The sequence below is a fragment of the Desulfobacter sp. genome (assembly GCF_050177295.1).
On sequence record NZ_JBFXHE010000037.1, the window covers coordinates 1 to 20,451 of the forward strand.

19 protein-coding genes and 1 pseudogene are annotated in these 20,451 nt (G+C 48.8%); 6 read left to right on the forward strand and 14 right to left on the reverse strand.

The window, feature by feature from the left end:
- The 11 genes from AB7U36_RS04880 to AB7U36_RS04930 all read right to left on the reverse strand — a co-directional run.
- Nucleotides 1-694: 50S ribosomal protein L11 methyltransferase (locus AB7U36_RS04880; RefSeq protein ID WP_428158672.1), on the reverse strand; the 694-nt coding region annotated here is incomplete at its 3' end.
- Nucleotides 681-1,040 (reverse strand): hypothetical protein, encoded by a 360-nt coding sequence (locus AB7U36_RS04885; protein WP_428158673.1) that lies wholly within the window; start codon nucleotides 1,038-1,040, stop codon nucleotides 681-683. The genes AB7U36_RS04880 and AB7U36_RS04885, both read right to left, overlap by 14 nt.
- The gene (locus AB7U36_RS04890; protein ID WP_428158674.1) at nucleotides 1,033-1,683 is read right to left on the reverse strand and encodes a YkgJ family cysteine cluster protein; all 651 of its coding nucleotides are present in this window, start codon (nucleotides 1,681-1,683) and stop codon (nucleotides 1,033-1,035) included. The genes AB7U36_RS04885 and AB7U36_RS04890 overlap by 8 nt, the downstream gene beginning before the upstream one ends.
- A gap of 11 nt (nucleotides 1,684-1,694) precedes the next feature.
- Complete coding sequence (mnmE, locus tag AB7U36_RS04895; RefSeq protein WP_428158675.1) at nucleotides 1,695-3,071, reverse strand: tRNA uridine-5-carboxymethylaminomethyl(34) synthesis GTPase MnmE; 1,377 nt, start codon at nucleotides 3,069-3,071, stop codon at nucleotides 1,695-1,697.
- On the reverse strand, nucleotides 3,072-4,052 hold the full coding sequence (gene jag, locus AB7U36_RS04900; protein ID WP_428158676.1) for an RNA-binding cell elongation regulator Jag/EloR: 981 nt from the start codon (nucleotides 4,050-4,052) through the stop codon (nucleotides 3,072-3,074).
- A 9-nt stretch (nucleotides 4,053-4,061) separates the two neighbouring features.
- Nucleotides 4,062-5,735 carry a membrane protein insertase YidC gene (gene yidC / locus AB7U36_RS04905; protein WP_428158677.1) on the reverse strand — a complete coding sequence of 558 codons (1,674 nt, stop codon included), beginning with the start codon at nucleotides 5,733-5,735 and terminating at the stop codon, nucleotides 4,062-4,064.
- Between the two features lie 91 nt (nucleotides 5,736-5,826).
- Nucleotides 5,827-6,039 carry a membrane protein insertion efficiency factor YidD gene (yidD, locus tag AB7U36_RS04910; protein ID WP_428158678.1) on the reverse strand — a complete coding sequence of 71 codons (213 nt, stop codon included), beginning with the start codon at nucleotides 6,037-6,039 and terminating at the stop codon, nucleotides 5,827-5,829.
- A complete protein-coding gene (gene rnpA, locus AB7U36_RS04915; RefSeq protein ID WP_428158679.1) occupies nucleotides 6,040-6,387 on the reverse strand; it encodes a ribonuclease P protein component in 348 nt (115 codons plus the stop codon).
- 15 nt (nucleotides 6,388-6,402) lie between these two features.
- Nucleotides 6,403-6,540 (reverse strand): 50S ribosomal protein L34, encoded by a 138-nt coding sequence (rpmH, locus tag AB7U36_RS04920; protein ID WP_428158680.1) that lies wholly within the window; start codon nucleotides 6,538-6,540, stop codon nucleotides 6,403-6,405.
- A gap of 167 nt (nucleotides 6,541-6,707) precedes the next feature.
- Nucleotides 6,708-8,294: an Rne/Rng family ribonuclease gene (locus AB7U36_RS04925; protein ID WP_428158681.1), complete on the reverse strand. Its 1,587-nt coding sequence runs from the start codon at nucleotides 8,292-8,294 to the stop codon at nucleotides 6,708-6,710.
- Nucleotides 8,295-8,330: 36 nt separating this feature from the next.
- Nucleotides 8,331-10,847 (reverse strand): TIGR03960 family B12-binding radical SAM protein, encoded by a 2,517-nt coding sequence (locus AB7U36_RS04930; RefSeq protein ID WP_428158682.1) that lies wholly within the window; start codon nucleotides 10,845-10,847, stop codon nucleotides 8,331-8,333.
- Between the two features lie 82 nt (nucleotides 10,848-10,929).
- On the opposite strand from AB7U36_RS04930, the gene asnS reads away from it, so the two are divergent.
- The 6 genes from asnS to AB7U36_RS04960 all read left to right on the forward strand — a co-directional run bounded on the left by asnS (nucleotide 10,930) and on the right by AB7U36_RS04960 (nucleotide 18,280).
- Nucleotides 10,930-12,309: an asparagine--tRNA ligase gene (gene asnS / locus AB7U36_RS04935; protein ID WP_428158683.1), complete on the forward strand. Its 1,380-nt coding sequence runs from the start codon at nucleotides 10,930-10,932 to the stop codon at nucleotides 12,307-12,309.
- 23 nt (nucleotides 12,310-12,332) lie between these two features.
- Complete coding sequence (locus AB7U36_RS04940) at nucleotides 12,333-13,517, forward strand: AAA family ATPase (RefSeq protein WP_428158684.1); 1,185 nt, start codon at nucleotides 12,333-12,335, stop codon at nucleotides 13,515-13,517.
- The gene (locus AB7U36_RS04945) at nucleotides 13,514-14,143 is read left to right on the forward strand and encodes a DUF4276 family protein (protein ID WP_428158685.1); all 630 of its coding nucleotides are present in this window, start codon (nucleotides 13,514-13,516) and stop codon (nucleotides 14,141-14,143) included. Before AB7U36_RS04940 ends, AB7U36_RS04945 begins: the two co-directional genes overlap by 4 nt.
- Entirely contained in the window at nucleotides 14,130-14,429 is a 300-nt protein-coding gene (locus AB7U36_RS04950) for a hypothetical protein (RefSeq protein WP_428158686.1), read from the forward strand. Before AB7U36_RS04945 ends, AB7U36_RS04950 begins: the two co-directional genes overlap by 14 nt.
- A gap of 83 nt (nucleotides 14,430-14,512) precedes the next feature.
- Nucleotides 14,513-15,577: a magnesium/cobalt transporter CorA gene (corA, locus tag AB7U36_RS04955; RefSeq protein WP_428158687.1), complete on the forward strand. Its 1,065-nt coding sequence runs from the start codon at nucleotides 14,513-14,515 to the stop codon at nucleotides 15,575-15,577.
- 141 nt (nucleotides 15,578-15,718) lie between these two features.
- The gene (locus AB7U36_RS04960) at nucleotides 15,719-18,280 is read left to right on the forward strand and encodes a mechanosensitive ion channel domain-containing protein (protein ID WP_428158688.1); all 2,562 of its coding nucleotides are present in this window, start codon (nucleotides 15,719-15,721) and stop codon (nucleotides 18,278-18,280) included.
- A gap of 34 nt (nucleotides 18,281-18,314) precedes the next feature.
- Here the strand turns inward: AB7U36_RS04960 and AB7U36_RS04965 are convergent, their stop codons facing one another.
- The 3 genes and pseudogenes from AB7U36_RS04965 to AB7U36_RS04975 all read right to left on the reverse strand — a co-directional run.
- Nucleotides 18,315-18,533 carry a type II toxin-antitoxin system Phd/YefM family antitoxin gene (locus tag AB7U36_RS04965; RefSeq protein ID WP_428158689.1) on the reverse strand — a complete coding sequence of 73 codons (219 nt, stop codon included), beginning with the start codon at nucleotides 18,531-18,533 and terminating at the stop codon, nucleotides 18,315-18,317.
- A gap of 140 nt (nucleotides 18,534-18,673) precedes the next feature.
- Nucleotides 18,674-19,852 (reverse strand): thiolase family protein, encoded by a 1,179-nt coding sequence (locus AB7U36_RS04970; protein WP_428158690.1) that lies wholly within the window; start codon nucleotides 19,850-19,852, stop codon nucleotides 18,674-18,676.
- Nucleotides 19,853-19,864: 12 nt separating this feature from the next.
- A pseudogene (locus AB7U36_RS04975) lies at nucleotides 19,865-20,451 on the reverse strand (3-hydroxyacyl-CoA dehydrogenase/enoyl-CoA hydratase family protein); the annotation flags it as partial.

The following is a 20,451-nucleotide window of genomic DNA, read 5'->3' on the forward strand; positions in this document are numbered from 1 at the left end:
AAAGAATCCGATGTCCGTTGGGTATCAGGATTGAACACATATCAGGTGCAAGCTGCTTAAGGGTGGGAAACCTTAAATTGGCCATAACCAGGGAAAGCCTTAAATCCTGGGCTGCCATGGTGCCGTGGATGACGTTTACCCTGGTTTCAAGACCGTTGGCTGCCACATTCCTGCAGGCCTCGCAGACAGCATTGGGGTCTGTTTCCCAGGCCATGCATTGGGACATGCCTGCAAGGCAGGCAGCCATGGCAAGTACCCCTGAACCCGTGCCGATATCTCCTGCTTTTCCGCCTTGGAGGAGATGGCCTGACAAGGCTGTTGAGAAAAAAAGCCTGTCCAGGGCAGCCAGGCAAAGCCGGGTGGTGGGGTGGTGGCCGGTGCCAAAGGAGATACCCGCGCTTATCCGGATATCTATATCCTCGGGACCGGCAATGCTTGAAATATCAGGGGGCAGAATAAAAAACCGGTCCGTGATCCGGACCGGTTTTGAAAAGCTTTCCATGACATAGGTGGATCCATACAGATCCTGGTAGGCCACATCCTGGCGCGCCACAAGGGATGTAAGCACTTTTTTTGCCTGGAATGGTGTCAGGGCAAACTCCCGGCTGATTTCACGAATATAAGCCCTGGCTGTCAGGCGTGCCGTGGCGTTATTAAGAATCTCCAGGGCACGGTCCCGGTTAAAGGGGATCATGTCCCTCTTTTTCAAGCAGTCTTGTATACCAGTGGGCAAAATCGAACATGCCCCTGATTTTCTCCTCGTCATTTATGATGCCAAGGCACATTTCAAGGGCGCCCTGGGCATAGCTGTTGGAATAGTCATCCGCATCAATGGCTGTGAGAAACTCCCGGATCAGCTGCTGGGAGGTCCGTTTGGTTTTATCCTTGCGGATGTCAATGGGATCCTTGGGTTCCTGAAACGGGTTCCATTTGTCATACCCTGTTTTCATGATCTGCCGCTGGCCCCGGTTTCCCATGGCATCGAAAATGGCCTTTTTTCTTTCTTCAATTTCCTCCGGGGAGAAGTAGGTCTCACTCATCTTTTTTCACTCCAAGAAATTCATCGTTAAACAGGGTGACCATGGCCATGGATACAGGAATAAGCAGTTCATGCATCCGGATGTTGGACGAGTTGATCTCCTTGACCAGTTCCGCAGACAAAAGCTGGAGCTGGGTGTATATTTTGTCCATGTTCAGGGTGGGATAGGGCTTGCCCTGGACAAAGTTGGTCCGGCCGCAGATGTGGGAGGCCCCGGCCGTGGAGGTGGGGATCCCGTATACCCTGCAGGTAATGGGGCGGTACTCGTACATCCGGCACAGATTGTTTTCACCCAGAAGGGGGCAACGGACCCGTTCCTGGGACATTTTTGCCACAATTTCAAGCTGGTCAGCCCCTTGCTTGACTTTTTTGTAGGCATCCCGCTTCATTTTGGCCAAAGCCCGGTCTGTTTTGTCGGCAATGGCAATGAAGTCGGCTTTTTCATTGCCTGAAAATGTTTCATTAAACTTGTGGTTCAGGTACAGCGCCTCTATCAGTGTCAGGTCAAAAATGGCATAGCAGCAGTCAGAACATTTTTCCCTGCAGAACACCTCTTTGGGAAACTCCTTTTTAACCCGGTCAAAGACCTGGTCCACCATGCCGACAACCGCTTCATATTTTACAAAATGTTTATCTAAATCCATGGGTATACCTTTTATTTCCCAATGCAGAAATTATTAAAAATAGCATCAAGGATATCCGGAGGCGCCGTGTCCCCGGTAATTGTCCCGAGATGGTCAATACAATTCTTGACATCCAGTGCCAGGGTTTCTTCTTCCTGGCCGTTTTCAAGCCCTTCCATCATCGTTGTCATATACTCAAGGGCCTGGACCAGGGCGTTTTTATGCCGCAGATTGGGAATGACCGCATCATCTCCAATCTCAAGCTTGCTGATACAGGTCTCCAGAAGCCTTGTCCTAAGGGTATCTAGGCCTTTTCCTGTGAGCGCGGAGATTTCCAGGGGGCAAGGGTCGGCGTATTTCTCAGGCATTTGGGGGGGATCAAGTTTATCAGCCAGGTCCATTTTATTGATGGCAAAAATGACCGGCTTATCTTCTGTAAGGATCTTTGATACGGTTTTCCAGGGAAAGGGTTTTCCCGGTTCAATCACATACAGGACAATATCAGCCGCGTCTATCTCGTCCCTGGCCTTTTCAATGCCGATGATCTCCACAAGATCATCTGTCTGGTGGATGCCGGCCGTATCAACAATGACAAAGGGAATACCCTCAATGGTCAGGCTGTCTTCAATGGGGTCCCGGGTGGTGCCGGGGATGGCCGTAATAATGGATTTTTCCTTTTCCAGAATCCGGTTCATGATGCTGGATTTTCCCACATTGGGCTCCCCGCAGATGGCCAGGCGTATGCCGGTTTTTAAAAAACAGGCATCCTTGTGTTGCTGGATAAGCTCCCCAATTCTGCCTGCAACGGATTGAAGCCTGATTTTATCCTGACTGGTGTAGGAAAATGCACCTGCATCATCGGGAAAATCAATGGCAGCCTCAAGCCGGGCAAGAAACTGGGTCAGGACAGATATCATATCCCGGATACTTTGGCGCAGCACGCCAAGGTTCTGGGAGGCGGCAAATTTAAGGGAGGAGTCCGACCGCGCATTAATGATGTCTGCCACTGCTTCGGCCTGGGTCAGGTCAATACGGCCGTTTAAAAAGGCTCTCCGGGTAAATTCCCCGGGTTCTGCCGGGCGCACGCCTTGCCTGAACAGCAGGTCTAAAATACGGCGAAGCACAATGGCACCGGAATGGGCCTGGATCTCCACAACATCCTCGGCTGTATAGGAACGCGGGGCTTTCATAGGGATGACAAGCACTTCATCAACCGTGGTATCCCCGTCACAAATATAGCCGTGGCTTACCCTGTGGGAAATAAATTGCGGTGCCTTTTTTTCCCCCTCGGCCGGTGTCTTTGAAAAAATTTTAGCTGCCAGATCAAAGGACGTGGGTCCTGAAATCCGGATAACACCGATGCCGCCGCTTCCAAAAGGGGTGGCTATTGCGGCAATTGTATCTGTCATTTACTTTTTGAACCGCTTTTTCCCCCGGTAGGAATTGCGTTTTTTAGGGAAAATAACCAAGCGTCTGTAATACCCATCTCCCATGCTCTGGGTGCGAACCAGGGCATCTTCCTTCAGGGCAAGGTGAACAATACGGCGGTCCTGGGCACTCATCTGGTTAATGGTGGCAGGCCGTCCGGTTTTTTTTGCTTTTTCCGCCATTTTCAGGGCCAGGTGCTTCAGGTTGGCCTTCCGGGTCTCCATATAGCCTTCAATGTCAACTTTGACTCTGACACGGGCGTCGTTCTGGCGGTTGATGATTTTATCTGCAAGAAACTGCATGGCGTCCAGGGTCTGACCCTTGCGGCCAATCAGAATGCCGGTGTTTCCGCCATTGATCTGAAGGGTCAGTCTGTCCTCTATCGTTATGGCTTCAACATGGGCGTCTTCGGTGATCAGGTCTGCCATTTTTTGTACCGCTTCAACGCCCAAGTCAATGGCTGCCTGGGATACAGGCACCGGCGGCAATTCCTCTTTGTCCGGCTTTTCAGATCTGGATGCCGGGCGGGAATCCCACCGGCCGGTATCTTCATCATCAAATTCCGGTTCGGTTTCGATTTCAGTTTCGGTTTCGAGATTCTGAAATTCTTCATCCAGGCTGTCAGGCACCTCTTCCGGTTCTTTTTCTTTTGGCGGTCTTGGTTTCGGTGCCGGCTTTTTGGGGGCAGGCGATAAGTTTTGGGGTTCTGGTTTGATCTGGCCAAAGGCCTCATCTACAATGGAAAGAATGCCTTCCTTGTCTTCCTTAGATTGCACTGTCTCTTTGGCAGGAACCGTCACCCGGATACGGGCATCCTTACGACCGACAATACCGAAAATACCGGTTGTTCCCGTTGAGATCACATTATATTTCAATTCTTTTTTGGGGATACCAAGCTGCTTGCAGGCCGCTTCAACTGCTGACGTGACATTCTTTCCGCTAAATTCAAGAGGTTGGTTCATGCGTCCTCCTTAGGCTAAAATCTTTTGTGTGTAATATTGCTGGCCCATTGAGATGACGTTGTTGACAAACATGTACAGGACTAGACCTGCCGGAAAGTTGATAAACAGAACCGTCATGAATATGGGCATAAGCATCATCATTTTTGCCTGAATGGGGTCCCCGCCCGTGGGTGTCATTTTCTGCTGGAGCAGGAATGATGCGCCCATCAGAAGTGTCAGCACCGGGATGCCGTAAGGGGCGTCCATGAAAGGGATGGCAAAATTAAAGTGAAACAGGCGGTCCGGACCGGACAGATCCGTAATCCACCCCACAAATGGCGCATGGCGCAGTTCAATGGCCATGTAGAGCATGCGGTACAGGGCAAAGAAGATGGGCATCTGCACCAGCAGCGGCAGGCACCCGGAAGCCGGGTTGACCTTGTAGGTTTTGTACAACGACATGATTTCCTGGTTCATGCGCTGTTTATCATTCTTGTACTTTTCCCGGATCTGCGTCATCAACGGCTGCACCTTTTTCATCTCATTCATGGACTTGTAGCTTTTGGTGCCCAGGGGCCAGAATATCAGTTTGATGAAGATGGTCAGAATAATGATGGCTACCCCGTAATTGGGGATAATATCATGGATGAAGTTCATGGCAATAAGCAGCGGCTTGGCCAGGATATCAAAAAAACCGAAATTAACGGATTTTTTCAAAAGGTTGTCGTACTGGCTTAAAATTTTATGGCTTTTGGGGCCCATATACAGGGTAAAGGACTGCTGATTTTGTTTTGCCGGGTCTATCCTGGGCATCGGGGAAACCAGCCGGTTGATCACAACCTCATTGGCAAAAGACAGTTTCAAGGTGGCTGCTTCAGGTGTGTCGGGCATAACCGCCGTCAGGAAATAACGGCTGGTGTAACCGGCCCAGCCCACGGTTCCCGAATAGGTGTCCTTGTCTTCAATGTCCTTGGGGGTTATGGTGGTAAACTTGTTGTCAAGATAGGCCACCGGCCCTTCATATGCGAACCGGGAGCGATGCTTGATATCTTCATTGAAATGACCGGGAATGCAAATGACCATGGCGTCGTTGATCGGCATGCCCGATCCGTTCTGAACAATGATGTTGCAATGGATAAGGTAGGAGTCCGCCCTGAAGGTCAGCATTTTTTTTACGGTAATCCCATCCGGGTTTGTCCAGGAAAATGTAATGTTTTTTTCCCCTTCCTTCAGGGAGATATCCGTGCTGCCGGCATTGGCTGAAAAAACAGCATCAGCCAGTCCCCGGATACTTCCCCGGGCCGTATCAACGGGAAAGATCCCCCCGGTAAGATCGGCCAGTTCCCTGGGGACCAGTTGTTTTGCAGGAGAACCCTTATCATTGGTTTCCCTGTAATCCTTCAGGGTCAGGCTTGTTACCGCAGCTCTATGTTCACTGACGGCAATGGTGTAATAGGGGGTGGACAGCGTAATCGTGCGAAAGTCCCGTAATTCCGACCGGGCTGCTGGAGCAGGTTCCGGTTCTGTCCGGGGGGTAAAATCAGAAACCTTGGCGGAATCGGATTTAGACGAATCCATCGTCTGTGACGGGGTATCAGGGTTTTGATTATCAGGCTTGGGTGCGGGGGCGAAAAAAAACTGATAGCCCAAAATGACTGCAACTGACAGCACCACAGCTAAAAATAATCGTTTTTGCTCATCCATCTTCTCTCCTAAAACAAGGGGGTTGTCTTAAAACTGTAAGAATAAGAAGAGGAAGGCAGGTGACGCGTAACAGGTTGTTTTTAAAGCTGGTTTAAGGGACCGGATCATAACCTCCAGGCCGGAACGGGTGGCAGCGCAATATTCTTTTTATTGCCAAAATGCTGCCTTTTGTACTGCCATATTTTTGAATCGCTTCCAGAGCATAGTGCGAACACGATGGCTCATACCTGCAATGGGTGCCAAGGAGCGGCGATACAAAAATCTGATAAAACCTGATCAATATGGATAACAGCTGTTTGCCCATTTATGCTGATGCTATTTTTTCAAATAGTTTATTAAGCTTTTCATTAATCTGTTTATTGGACAGTGTTGTCAGACCTTTTCTTCCAATTATGCTGATGTCGTTTGTTCCGGATATAAAATCTTTCCTGTGTCTGAAATATTCTCTTACAAGCCTTTTTATTCTGTTGCGCGCGACTGCATTCCCCACTTTTTTAGATACGGTAATTCCAATTCGATTGTTTTTTCCTGTTCCCTTGGAAACAGCAGCTATGAAATGACTGTTTCGTATCTTTCTGCCATGTTGTGAAAGCGTTAAGAATTCGACCCGTTTCCGGAGCCGAACATCTTTGGGTAAAGAAAAGTTACTCAATAAACCCTGAAAGAGTTAAACCGTGGTTAGTCTCTTTCTTCCCTTGGCCCGTCTGGCATTAATTACGCGTTTGCCGCCTGGGGTGGCCATTCTTTTCAGGAATCCGTGTTTTCTGGTTCTTTTCCGGTTGCTTGGCTGATAAGTGCGTTTCATAAAATCCTGTTTCCTTGTCCTGTCTTGTTATTATTTATCAATATATCAATTTCATAACCTGCAATAAACATAGAATACTAATCCATATGTTTATTAATGTCAATCAAACTGAAGGTGGTTTTTAAAAATCAACCAGAAGAATAGAGATTGGCGCTATTAAACGGTCCCTAGGGCAGGTTTTCTCCTTTTGGCGGTTTCGGGGTAAGGGATTCAAATATGTGGTATTCCTCAATATGGTAATGGGGTTCCGGGTAAATGGAAATGGGCTTTGAAAATTTTGATTCCAGGGAAACCAGCAGATGGTTTTCACTGCCGTGGAAAAGCTGGGCAATTTCCGGATGTACTTTTACCGTAAACCTGTTGCCCATCATGTCCCTGGCTTCGGCGGCCAGGTCCCTGTAAATTTTGTAACAGATGGATTTGCCCGACAGCAGGTAGCCGTTTCCATTACAGTAAAAACAGGGCTCACAAAGGGTCCGGGTCAGATTGCGGCGGGTGCGCTTGCGCGTCATCTGAACCAGGCCAAGTTCCGTAAGGGGAAGAATATTTGTCTGGCTTTTATCCTTTTTCATGGCTTCATGCATCTGGGCCATGACCTTGTCCTTGTGGGCGGTCTTACGCATGTCAATGAAGTCAATGATAATGATGCCGCCGATATTGCGCAGCCGGATCTGGTAGGCAATCTCCTTGATGGCTTCCAAGTTGGTTTTCAGAATGGTTTCATCAAAGTTGCGTTTGCCGACGTAACGTCCTGTGTTTACGTCAATGGCCACTAACGCTTCGGTCTGCTCAATAACAATATACCCGCCTGATTTGAGCCATATTTTCTTTTTCAAGGCCCGGGTGATGTCTCCTTCAATATTGTATGCGTCAAAAATGGGCTCTTTGCCCTGGTACAACTCAACGGAAAGGTTAAGATCGGGCATCAGTTTGTTCAAAAAATTTTGGACGCTTTCATATTCATTTTTTGAATCAATGATCAGTTTGTCCGCTTCATTGGCCAGAAGATCCCTGACCGCCCGGAAGGTGGCATTAAGATCTTTGTAAACCAGGGCTGTGGCCGATATGGTCCGGTTTCTTTCCTGGATATCCTGCCAGGTATTGTTTAAAAATTCGATCTCTTTTGACAAGGTGAGTTCATCAATATCCTTGGCCTGGGTCCTGAAAATATAACCGAAATTATTTTTACGCAGCCCTTTGAGCATATCCCGCAGCCGGGTCCGTTCTGTCTCGTCCGTGATCCGTCTGGAAATGCCGATGTGATCCACCGTGGGCATAAGCACCATGTACCTGCCGGCCAGGGAAATATGGGTGGTGACCCGGGGGCCTTTGGATCCTATGGATGATTTTGCCACCTGGACCAGGATTTCCTGGCCTTCCACCAGAAGTCCCTGGATGGCGCATTCAGGTGCGGGGGCTTTCCATGACTCGGATTCTTGGTCCATCTCATCAACAGCCAGTCCGTCATCATCCCGTTCTTCTGCATCCGCATCCTGTTCCAGCTGCCTGCAAAACTTAAGACTGGCGGAATCCAGAACATCATCCACATAGAGGAATGCAGCCTGGTCGAATCCGATATCCACGAACGCCGCCTGCATACCCGGCAGCACCCGCTGGACCCTGCCTTTATAGATGTTGCCTGAAATACTTGTGTCATCCCTGCGTTCATTAAAAACTTCGACGATGGTCCCATTTTCCAGCAGGGCGACCCGGGTTTCATGGGGCGCACAATTGACAACAAGCTCTTTGAGCATAACAAATCCTTATGATGTACCTTATGATATATTAGATTACCCTTTAATTTTTTTTATTCTTGCATCCTTGACAACAGTATCATCAACATTAAATCCCATGGCCAGAACTTCTGCAGGCCTGACGATACGCTCGTTATAGGATGTCAGCGTCATTTCAAGGCAGATAGGGGAGATCAGCCGGACGGATGAAAGCGCTTTTCGCAAATCTGTTCTTCGAATTTTACCCTTTTTACTGAGATCTTCAACCATAAATTCAGACAGGGCCAGAAACCGGTCCAGTTCGGGCTGGCAGATACAGGGTGCCCCGAATGAGATTTGATAGGTGTCCCGGGGTGTGGGATTTTGCGGTGATTTACGGAAAAGCGTGCAGTCTGTAATCTGAATGCCCCGGGGCAGCTGGGCGTTCAGGGCAGACATGATCCTGCCGGGCTTCAATCCTTTTTCAAAATAGATGTAGAGACGTTCCTCTTCGCTTTCCATCCCTAAAGGCAGGGCCGTGGCAAAGGACATACGCATGGACGGATTAAACCCCTGGGAGTATTTTACGGCAAAGCCTGTGCGCTTGACTGCCCGCTCGAAAATGGTGGCCATTTCCAGGTGGCCGAAAAATCTGGCGTCTTCCAGTTTGGAAAATTCCAATTCATATTTGATAAACGCATCGTCCAAAAGAATGTTCGATGGTTCGTTTCTGGGTTTATCCGAAGGCGCCGCTTCCTGATCGCCCTTATTTTTTTGAACCACAGGCGCAATGGTTTTAAAGTTGCAAATACCGCATCCGGTGCAGGTATTTTCCCTGCAGTCCGGTGTCAGGGCCATGTTTTCCGCTTTTTTACATTCGCTTTCCAGAAACGTTTTTTTAATCCCGGAATCAATGTGGTCCCAGGGAAAAGGCTCGTCAGGCGCTCTCTGGCGGGAGGTATAAAAGGCAGGATCAATGCCTGTGGCCTCAAAGGCCTGTTCCCACAGGCTGAAATTGAAAAGGTCACTCCATCCGTCCAGGCGGCATCCCAGTTCAAATGCCTTGACCAGTAACGGTGACAATGCCCGGTCTCCCCTGGCCCAGACCCCTTCCAGAAGGCTCATTTTGGGGTCCTGCCATTTCAGATTGACTTTGGGGTGCCGCAGACTGTCCTTGAGGTACTGCAGTTTTTCACGGGTCTGGTCCAGGGTCATCTGGGCATGGCCCTGGAACGGGGTGTGGGCTTTGGGAATAAAACAGGTAACCGATACATTGATCATCTGTTTCCCTTTGGTGTAGGTGGCGGCCAGCCGCCGGGAAAGATCGGCAATGCCCTGGATGTCATCCATCTGTTCAAAAGGAAGGCCTGTCATAAAGTACAGCTTGATGTTTTTCCAGCCCAGGGACAGGGCATTTTGAACAGTCTTTTCAATGCTCTCTTCGGAGAGGTTCTTGTTGATGATGTCCCGCAGGCGCTGGGTCCCGGCCTCGGGTGCAATGGTAAAACCGGTTTTACGGACACTTTTGATCAGCGCCATGAGCTGGGGGGTCAGTCTCTCCGCCCGGATGGACGGCAGACTGATGGCATTGCACTGGCCCTGGCTCAGCATCAGAAGCGCTTCCATTAATGCCGGCAGTTGTGAATAATCTCCGGTGCTCAAAGACAGAAGGGAGATGTCCGAGTAGCCCGTGGCGGCCAGGGAGGCTTTTGCGATCTTAAGAAGGTCTTCCAGGCTTCGTTCCCGCACAGGCCTGTAAATCATTCCAGCCTGGCAGAACCGGCATCCCCTGGAGCATCCCCGGGCGATTTCCAGGCGCAGACGGTCATGAACCGGTTTTCCAAAGGGCACAATGGGTGAAATAGGAAAATCGGCAAAGGTCAGCTCCGGAAGAATGGCCCGTTTGATACGGGAATGATCCTCATAACGCGGGGTCAGAATCTGGCGGCCGTCGCCATTCCGGGATACGGTAAAAAAGGAGGGCACATACACGCCCTCAATCCGGGAAAGCATCCTGAGCAAGGTCTTTTTTCTGCCGTCGCCCTCCTTTTTAAAGGCAATAACGGTATCTGCCACCTGGGTGATGACTTGTTCTCCGTCGCCGATGACAAAGGCATCGAAAAAATCAGCTAAGGGCTCGGGATTAAAGGCGCAGGGACCGCCGGCAATGATCAACGGAAAGCTGTCATCCCGCAGGGTTGCATAAAAGGGGATGCCGGACAGATCAAACAGGGTCAGAATATTGGTGAAATTGAGTTCATACAAAAGGCTGACGCCGATGATATCAAAGCGATCCAGGGGGGTCCGGGTCTCCATGGAGAGACAGGGCACCTTTTTTTCCCGCATCAGGGCTTCCATATCCGGGGCCGGGGCAAAGAACCGTTCTGCTGCAATATCTTCCCGGCTGTTGAGAATGGAATAAAGGATTTGAAGTCCAAAGTGGGAGGTGCCGATTTCATACAGGTCCGGAAAGGCCAGGGCAACAGTCAAATCAACCCGGGACCGGTCTTTTTTCACTGTGTTGATTTCATTGCCGGAATACCGGGTCGGGGTCTGGACCCGGTTAAGGATGTATTGATAATTTTGCTCGTGCATGATACTGAATTTCTTTATATTCTAACCTTTACGTTACCTGTTTGAAAATCAGTAAATATATATTTTAAAAACGGAAATTGCAATGAAAAGAACCAAGATAAAGACTGTGCTGGATATGGCCAGCCCACCGGGTGAGGTCTTTGTACAAGGCTGGGTCCGGACCAAAAGGGATGCCAAGGATTTTAGTTTTATTGAGCTTAATGACGGTTCCTGTCTGGCCAATATCCAGGTCATTGCCGGAAACGATCTTTCTGAATACAGCCAGGTGGAGAAACTGACCACCGGTTCTGCGGCCGGCGTAACCGGACAGCTGGTTGAATCTCCCGGCAAGGGTCAGAAATGGGAAATCCGGGCCACTGCCGTGGATGTCATCAGCATTGCGCCGGAAAATTATCCGTTACAGAAAAAACGGCATACCGACGAGTTTTTGCGCAGCATTGCCCACCTTCGGCCCCGGACCAACAAATACGGGGCCGCTTTCAGGATCAGATCCCGGATGGCCCAGGCCATCCATGCCTTTTATCTGGACAAGGGATTTTATTATCTTCACTCCCCTTTGATCACAGGCTCTGACTGCGAGGGCGCAGGAGAGATGTTCCGGGTTACAGGTCTTGATCCGGCTGATGTTCAAAAACAGGGGAAAATGGATTTTTCCAGGGACTTTTTCGGCCGGGAAGCCAATCTCACCGTATCCGGCCAGCTCTCTGCCGAAATGTTTGCCCTTTCCCTGGGCGATGTTTATACCTTCAGCCCGGCGTTCAGGGCGGAAAATTCAAATACCCGGCGCCATGCCGCAGAATTCTGGATGCTGGAACCGGAAATGGCCTTTTGTGATCTTGACGGCGATATGGACCATGCCGAGGAGCTGGTTAAATACCTGGTTGGCCATGCCATGGAACATTGCAGGGAAGATCTGGACCTGTTCATGCGTTTTGTGGACAAAAGCCTGGGACCGCAGCTGGAAACCCTGGTCAGCAAACCCTTTGCCCGGTTATCTTATACGGAAGCCGTGGAAATTTTGAAAAAATGCGGCAAACCATTTGAATATCCGGTTGCGTACGGCATTGATCTGCAGTCTGAACATGAACGGTTTCTGGCTGAAGAACATTTTAAGACCCCGGTGTTTCTCACGGATTATCCAAAACAGATCAAACCCTTTTACATGCGTATGAACGATGACGGCACAACCGTGGCTGCCATGGATCTGCTGGTGCCGGGCATCGGCGAACTCATCGGGGGCAGCCAGAGGGAGGAGCGCTTAGGGCCGCTGGAAGCCCGGATGGATGAGATGGGCCTTGATAAGGATGCCTACTGGTGGTACCTGGATTCCCGCAGGTTCGGCACCGTGCCCCACGCCGGCTTTGGCATGGGGTTTGAGCGGTTTTTGATGATGATTACCGGGATTTCCAATATCCGGGATGTGATTGCTTTCCCAAGAACCCCGGGTTCCATTGATTTTTGATCAATTCTTGAAGGAAAATAATAATGAAAATTACTCAATTGGATGTAGAAGGTTTCCGCTCTCTCCGAAATGTAAGTTGGTTCCCTGGCGACCTCAACGTGGTTATTGGTCCAAATGGGACTGGAAAGTCGAATTTATTGAGATTAATGGAATTAATTTCTGTATCAGCACAGGGAAAACTCGGCAAGTATATCCAATCGTTAGGCGGAATGGACCCTATTGTTTGGGATGGTACTGCTACTTCCATAAAATTTGTTCTTGAATCAATGCCTGAGGGGGGAGAGTTAGGGCCAGAACATTATGAGCTTGAATTAGCAAGGCTTGGGACTGGAAGTTCATATAAAATAGAAAAGGAACTATTGATTAATTCTCTCAAGTTAAGGAAAAAACTTGAAAAAAATCCTTTCAAATTTTTAGAAAGATTTTCAAAGACGGCTGTTATTTTTGATGAGGCAGAGCGCACGTTTACTACTCCTGAAGAATTTGTTTCAGAGGAAGAAAGTCTTCTTTCAATAGCATCAGGCCCATTTATCAACAATCACTATATCCCTCCTTTCCAACGGGAATTGGCGGCTATTGCTGTTTATCATGATCTGCATACCAATAAAGACGCTTCTGTTCGTCAACCTGCTATTTCTCGCTTGGAAAAACGAGTTGATCCTGACGGCCAAAATCTCATATCAGTTATGCATACACTTTACACGGGTGATCGTGATTTCAAAAAAGATATAGATTCAGCTATGCGAGCAGCATTTGGAAATGATTTTGAAGAGTTAGTTTTTCCTCCCGCATCTGACCAGAGAATTCAAATGAGGGTTCGGTGGAAATCATTAAAACGTGAACAATCTGCTGCTGAACTCTCAGATGGAACACTACGTTTTCTATTTTTGTTAACAGTGTTGGCCAGCCCATCACCGGCACCAATTATAGCAATTGATGAACCGGAAACAGGGTTACACCCATCAATGTTACCATTAGTCGCAGAGTATGCTGTTGACGCGGCTACTAGATCTCAAGTTATCTTAACAACACATTCGCCTCAATTTTTGGATGCTTTTGTTGGAACTAAGCCTACAACCACTGTGGCAACGTGGGAAAACGGGGAAACCTTGTTAAATACTCTAAAAGGCGAGAAACTTGACTATTGGCTGAAAGAATACTCTCTGGGGGCTCTTTTTAAATCAGGAGAATTGGAGCAAATGATATGAGGTTTATTCTTTTTGTCGAAGGCTATACCGAAAATAAATCGTTGCCGCAATTTTTAAAAAAATGGATTGATCCAAAAATAAGTAAACCAGTTGGAATTCGAACTGTCCGCTTTGAAGGGTGGCCAGAACTATTAAAAGACGCGCCCCTGAAAGCAAAAATGCATCTAGAAGGGCCAGATAAAGACGATATTATTGCCGTTATTTCCCTGTTAGATCTTTACGGCCCGACCTTTTACCCAAACCATATCAAGCATTGCGACGAACGATATCAATGGGGGAAAAAACATATAGAGGACAAAGTAAATCATCCCCGTTTTTTCCATTTTTTTGCTGTTCATGAAGTCGAGGCATGGCTTTTAAGTCAACCAGATATCTTTCCAGTAGAAGTCAAAAATGCATTTCCCCCAAAGATTAAAACTCCAGAATTGGTAAATTTTCATGAACCACCTGCAAAATTATTGGAACGTCTTTATCCCATGCATATAAAAAGATCATATAAAAAGGTTGTGAACGGGAAAGAACTTTTCGACAAACTCGATCCAAATATCGCATATGATAAATGCCCTAAGCTAAAAGTGCTTTTGGATAAAATGTTAGAACTGGCCCAACCAATTGCTACACATTGACCGCAAGGGGCGCGGGCTTTTCCGGATTTTAGTTATGCCGCTATCAATTATAGAATATTTGGAACGAGGCCCTTCAACTTCGAAAGAGATCCAGGCAGCGACTGGCCTAAGTCAGACTACCATTGCGCGAAAGATCGGTTTACCTGAAGATCAGCGCGGGATTGTAATAGAGGCTGCCTATGAATTTTGGGAGAGGGTTTCAATGGATAGTAAAATTTCTGATCCGTTTGGGGCATATTTACAGGAAGGCAATCCTGTTGAGCATTTGATTTCAACCCGGAAATGAACCGGATGAAACCGTTTTTTTTTCAATAGTGAGGGCCGTGCATCAAATTTAGAATCGATAGTGAATTGAATGGAAAGTTTACCATGCCAAGGTTTTTCAGTAAATCAGAAAAAAAAGCCGGATCTCCGCCAGGCCTGCAGATTGAGACTCAGACTGCTTTGGGCACAGGGTCTGATATCTGTGTTTTAAGCTATTCTAAAGATTCGTTTGAAACATACCACCCCCCGGACATTGACGCAGCCCTGCGGTTGATTCGGAAAGAGAAAACCATATGGATTCAGGTGACCGGAATTCATGATCATTTTGCCTTTTCAAGGATGGGTGAGTTATTCAATATCCATACCCTGACCCTGGAGGATATGGTTGACCCGGCACATCCGCCCAAATTTGAAGAGTTTGATAACTATTATTATGTCACTCTGAAACAACTGGCCTTTGACCCCAGGAATCATGAGATATCAGAGAATCAGGTCAGTCTGGCCGTCATGGAGAATCTGGTGATTTTTGTCCAGGACAAACCATCCCCCTGTATTATAGCAGTGGAGAAAAGACTTGAGGCCGGAAGGGGAAACATACGTACGGCCGGTCCCGGTTACCTGGCTTATGCCCTGATTGATGCGGTTGTTGACCAGGCGTTCGATGTGGTAGGACAGATTGCTGAGACCGTGGAATCTGTTGAACGTGATATGCTCGAAAATTTAAATCCCGATCACCTTGAACAGATACACCGGCTGAAGCGTGAGGTGATCTTTTTTAATAAGCAGCTCCGGCCGGTGCGCGGGGCAATGCTCAGTTTGATTAAATCCGAATCCCCGTTTGTTCCGGATGCCGCCATCCGTTTTTATGCGGATGTTCTGGATCATGTTAATCATATTCTGGACGCGGTTACTTCTCTTCAGGAGCTTTTGTCCAGCATGCTTGATTTTTATATGTCAGCCCAGGGCAATCGTATGAATGAGGTCATGGCCACCCTGACCATTATTTCCACCATTTTTATCCCCTTAAGCTTTCTGGCCGGAATTTACGGGATGAATTTTAAATTCATGCCTGAACTTGAATGGCAGTGGGGATATTTTGTTTTATTGGGGAGCATGGCGGTGATCGGCGGTGCAATGGCTGCATATTTTAAAAAGAAAGGGTGGTTCTAGCAACATCATGGCATTACATGAAATTAGAGACAAGATACAGGAAACAAGAGGGCGAAGCGCCTGGGGCGCCCGTTTTAGCCCCGCATTGTTGGCGTCTTTAGTTTCATTGTTCGTTGTGGGCTTGCGGCCCATGGGGGGGATATGAAAAATTTAACGATTCAATTTGTTTTCAGATTTTTTGTGATTCTGTTTGCCGGATTTGCTGTTTTCAGCGGATTTACGTCTGCGTTTGCCGAACCCGAACCCGGGCAGGACTCGACCTCCCAGTTGATTGATGAACTGGGTACTATTCTTGAGAACTCTTTAAAGTCAGAACTCAGTGACCTTGAAAAATATAAAAACCGTATAACAAGCGAAGAGCAGGACCAGAGGTCCCTGACAGCAGCATATAACGGGTACCGGGTCCTGTTGTCCTCTTTCCGGAATTTGCTGCTGTCCGAGGATGTTGATATTGCCCAGCTCCAGAAAAGCAGGACTGAACTGAAAACCGCCATGATTGAGGCCCAGAAGATGTTTCAGGAGCTTATTCCGGGAGAAGATGCCCTGAAACAGGAACTTGAACATCTGGAAAATCAGAAGCAGCTTGTTGACAAACAACAGGCGGAACTTGCCAGTGTTAAAGAGAACACCGCTTCCGGCGGCAAGTCCCTGGCCATTAAAAAGACGGCAACCCGTCTGGCCCGGGCACTCAAGAAAAAAGAGGAGTTGCTGTCCCGGCTGGATCAGATATACAAGGAACGCCTGGGCAAGCTGGCGGAAATAAAGGAAGCATATACAACCCTGGACGCACAATTTGAAAAAACCATTGAACAGAAAAAAGCAAAAGGGTTGTTTGAGCGCACAAAAAAGGAAGCGCGGTTTGGTGCGCTTAATACGCTTCGGCAGGATTCCAAAACCCTGATTGAACGGATCTGCCTGGTTTTTGATCCCCAGTTCTGGGTATTGGGGATTCAAAAGCTGTGGCAGAACGCGGAACTTCTGGCGGTATCATTTTTCTTTGTCCTTGCTGCTGTGCTTGTCATTCTGAGGCGGCTTAGAAAAGAGGCTTCGGGGTTAACGAATCTGCCTGTTGTGCAAAAGCTTGGCGTCTGGCATCAGATGGCCTCAGATTTGCTGATTATGTCCATTATCCCGGCCGGGACTGCCCTGACCATTTTTCTGTACAGCCGTCTGGACCGAATGGTTCTGGTGTCCAGACTTTTTGGGGAGGCCGCCCTGGTGATAATGATTCTGCTTGGGTGTAAATGGATCTGCCGGGCGTTGAAAACAGTTTTTACTGATGTCGTGGGCGGGGAAGCCAATGCCCGGAATCTGATCCGTTTCACCCGTTCTGCGGTTGTTTTTATTCTTGTCCATGGGCTGGTGCACGCCGTTTTGGGGCAAAGTTCGGGTCTGCTGATCCTGCTGCGCATGACAAGTGCATTTATCATGCTTGTCTGGACCCTTAAAACCTGGCGGGATATCAATTTCAATACGCTTCAGTCCCCGGGGGAAAATCATCAGGACAGAAATCAGCTGATCCGGCTTCTGACCACCAAATATGCAATGCTTCTGATTTCCGGTGTTTCTCTCATGCTGGACATGACCGGTTATGAACTGCTTGCCTCCCACTGGGTCCTTTCCTGGGTTCAGAGTTTTGTGGTTTTTTGCTGGTGGACGGTTCTTTTTCACCTGCTCCAGGAATGGGATCACTATTACAGGGAGCAAAGCCATACCAGAAAGGAAGCGTTTGTTTATGACGATTATCCTGTTCAGTGGCTGGCCATCCGGGCAGGTCAGTTGTGCTGGATGGTTACCCTTTTAATTGTCCTGCTGCTGACCTGGGGTGATCCCGAGACCGTGCTGGGTCATCTGTACCAGGTTCTGGCCCTCCCCTTAAGCATCGGCAACATGCAGTTCAGCTTTTTGGGGGCGGTTAGTGCAGGACTTGTGCTGATTTTCACCTATGCCCTGGTGCGGATATGGAAATGGCTGTTCCAGAAAAAATTTTTAAGCCGTTCAGGTATGGACCAGGGCCTGCAGGAGTCCATCACAACCATCTCGGTTTATATGATCTGGGCACTGGGCCTTCTCATTGCCCTGCATGCCTTTGGGCTGAACACGGCGTCCCTGGCCGTCGCCTTTGGTGCCCTGGGCATTGGTATCGGATTTGGCCTGCAAAACATTTTCAACAATTTTATATCCGGCATTATCCTGCTGTTTGAGCGGCCCATCCAGGTTGGGGATGATGTGGAGGTCAACGGCGTCTGGGCCAATGTAAGAAAAATAAATGTCCGGTCCACTATCGTGCAGACCTATGACAATGCCTCCCTGATTATTCCCAATGCCGATCTTATCAGCAGCCAGGTAACCAACTGGAGTTTCAAGGACAAACGGATCCGCCGCAAAATCAGCGTGGGCGTGGCATACGGATCTGATGTGGAACTGGTGAGGACGATTTTACTGCAGATTGCTGCGGATGCTCCCAATGTCCTTGGCTACCCAATGCCGGACGTACTTTTTACGGATTTTGGCGACAGTGCCCTGAATTTTGTGGTGCGGCTCTGGACCGATATAGACCATATGCTGGAGGTGGATACGGATATCAGGTTCAGGATCGATAAAAAGTTCCGGGAAAACAACATAGAGATCAGCTTTCCCCAGCGGGATATTCACATCCGGTCCATTGAAGGGGCTGACCGGTTTTTCGGCCCAAAAGAATAAGAATTTTCGGGCCTTATGTCCGGCATCAGTAGTGCTAACGAAGCTGGGCTATTGACTCCAGTAACCGTTTTGCGTTTTGGGGTGACCGTAAAAGATAAGCCGTTTCTTCAAGGGCCTCATAGTCTTCAAGAGACATAATGACCACGGCATTTGAAGATTTTCGCGTTACAATTACCGGCGAGTGGTCATTGCATACTTTTTCCATTGTTTTGGCCAGGTTCTGCCTTGCAAATGTATAGGATATCGCTTCCATATTAATTTCTCATACGTGTTTTCATGGCCTTGTCAACCCGAAGTTAGGGCCTTGGGAAAAATAAAAGACGCTTCATGTTAAAAACCGGTTTTACCCAAAAGGCAAACCGGTTTTTTTAAACGAACTGATGTTACGTACTATCAGATTTTTTCAAATACCGCAGCAGCACCCATGCCGCCGCCGATGCACATGGAAACAACACCATATTTGCCGCCTACTTCCCTGAGGTTGGCAATGCATGTGGCTGTCAGTTTGGCTCCGGTGCATCCCAACGGATGGCCAAGGGCGATGGCGCCGCCATGGATATTGATTTTATCCATGTATTTTTCAATGCCGAGTTCCCGGATGCAATGCAGGGCCTGGGAGGCAAAGGCTTCATTGATTTCATAAATGTCGATGTCGTCAATGGTTATTCCCACCTGTTTAAGCACTTTGGGGATGGCATATTTGGGGCCAACGCCCATTTCATCTGCCTTGCACCCGACGGTGGTGTAACCAACCAGCCGTGCAATGGGGGTCAAACCCAGCTCCTTGCATTTTTCCCTGGAAGCGATGATGGAGGCAGCCGCGCCGTCTGTGGTCTGGGAAGAGTTGCCGGCAGTAACGGAACCGTTTACTTTGAATACCGCTCCCAGTTTGGCCAGCCCTTCCGGTGTGGAGGCCCGGATACCGTCGTCATGCGCAACAATAAAGGTCTCTTTTTTGTAGGTACCGTCAGCCTGTTCAACATATTTGTAGGCCGGGGTGGGAATGATTTCAGTAAATTTGCCGTTGTCTCTGGCTGCCGTTGCTTTGGCCTGGGATGCTGCGGCAAAGATATCCTGATCTTCCCTGGACACCTTGTAGCGGCTGGCCACGTTTTCAGCGGTGATCCCCATGGATACGTACATTTCAGGATAGGTTTTGGAAAATTCCGGATGGGGCCGGGGAACATTGCCGCCCATGGGTACAAATGTCATGGACTCGCAGCCTGCGCCCACGCAGATGTCCGACCACCCCGCAGACACCCGCACAGAGGCCAGGGCAATGGCTTCAAGGCCGGATGCGCAGAACCGGTTCACCGTGGCACCGGATACCTGGTCCGGGAACCCTGCCATTTTAGCAGCGATCCGGCCCAGGTTCAGGCCCTGTTCCGCTTCGGGAAAGGCGCAGCCCAGCATGACATCGTCAATGTCTTCGGGCTTCAGGTTGGCGGTTCTTTCAACCGCTTCCTTCATGATAAAGGAAATCAGCTCTTCGGGCCGGGTCTGGTTGAACAACCCTTTCTTTTGTTTGCAGCCCGGGGTCCGTACGGATTGTACTATATATGCGTCTCTCATTACTTTGTCCTCCTAGTTTCTAAGCGGCTTCCCGGTTTTCAGCATATGGTCAATTCTGGCAATGGTTTTGTCTTCCCTGCACAGGTCCACAAACGCTTCCCGTTCCAGTTTGAGAATGGCTTCTTCACTGATTTCGCTGCCCTCATTGGCATCTCCGCCGCTTACAACATAGGCAATGCGTTTGGCCAGAAAGGCATCATATTCGCTCATAAAATTACCGTTGAGCAGGTTGAACAGCTCCGCATTGACCATGCCCTGACCGGCGTTGCCCATCACTTTGAGCTTCTTTTTCAGCGGGGGAACATACCCGTCATCCACCATTTTAAGCACTTCTTTTTTGGCTTCGCCCACAAGGCTGTCACGGTTCATGACAATCCGGTCGGCAAGGCCAAGGAACCCGTTGTCCCGGGCCTGGGCCGCTGACATGGATACGGCGGCCATGGCGATTTTCATGAATGCCTGGACAAAGAATTTGGCCAGATCCGCCTCTTTTACGGTTTTGCCCGGCAGGGCATTCACATATTTTTTCCACAGGTTCATGCACCCGCCGCCGGCAGGCAGCAGGCCCACGCCGATTTCAACCAGGCCCATGAAAAGCT

Coding starts and splice junctions, on each gene's coding strand:
- AB7U36_RS04885 (WP_428158673.1), bottom strand. CDS start 1,040: ATGAGTGAGACCTACTTCTCCCCGGAGGAAATTGAAGAAAGAAAAAAG.
- AB7U36_RS04890 (WP_428158674.1), bottom strand. CDS start 1,683: ATGGATTTAGATAAACATTTTGTAAAATATGAAGCGGTTGTCGGCATG.
- mnmE (WP_428158675.1), bottom strand. CDS start 3,071: ATGACAGATACAATTGCCGCAATAGCCACCCCTTTTGGAAGCGGCGGC.
- jag (WP_428158676.1), bottom strand. CDS start 4,052: ATGAACCAACCTCTTGAATTTAGCGGAAAGAATGTCACGTCAGCAGTT.
- yidC (WP_428158677.1), bottom strand. CDS start 5,735: ATGGATGAGCAAAAACGATTATTTTTAGCTGTGGTGCTGTCAGTTGCA.
- yidD (WP_428158678.1), bottom strand. CDS start 6,039: ATGGGCAAACAGCTGTTATCCATATTGATCAGGTTTTATCAGATTTTT.
- rpmH (WP_428158680.1), bottom strand. CDS start 6,540: ATGAAACGCACTTATCAGCCAAGCAACCGGAAAAGAACCAGAAAACAC.
- AB7U36_RS04925 (WP_428158681.1), bottom strand. CDS start 8,294: ATGCTCAAAGAGCTTGTTGTCAATTGTGCGCCCCATGAAACCCGGGTC.
- AB7U36_RS04930 (WP_428158682.1), bottom strand. CDS start 10,847: ATGCACGAGCAAAATTATCAATACATCCTTAACCGGGTCCAGACCCCG.
- asnS (WP_428158683.1), top strand. CDS start 10,930: ATGAAAAGAACCAAGATAAAGACTGTGCTGGATATGGCCAGCCCACCG.
- AB7U36_RS04940 (WP_428158684.1), top strand. CDS start 12,333: ATGAAAATTACTCAATTGGATGTAGAAGGTTTCCGCTCTCTCCGAAAT.
- AB7U36_RS04945 (WP_428158685.1), top strand. CDS start 13,514: ATGAGGTTTATTCTTTTTGTCGAAGGCTATACCGAAAATAAATCGTTG.
- corA (WP_428158687.1), top strand. CDS start 14,513: ATGCCAAGGTTTTTCAGTAAATCAGAAAAAAAAGCCGGATCTCCGCCA.
- AB7U36_RS04960 (WP_428158688.1), top strand. CDS start 15,719: ATGAAAAATTTAACGATTCAATTTGTTTTCAGATTTTTTGTGATTCTG.
- AB7U36_RS04965 (WP_428158689.1), bottom strand. CDS start 18,533: ATGGAAGCGATATCCTATACATTTGCAAGGCAGAACCTGGCCAAAACA.
- AB7U36_RS04970 (WP_428158690.1), bottom strand. CDS start 19,852: ATGAGAGACGCATATATAGTACAATCCGTACGGACCCCGGGCTGCAAA.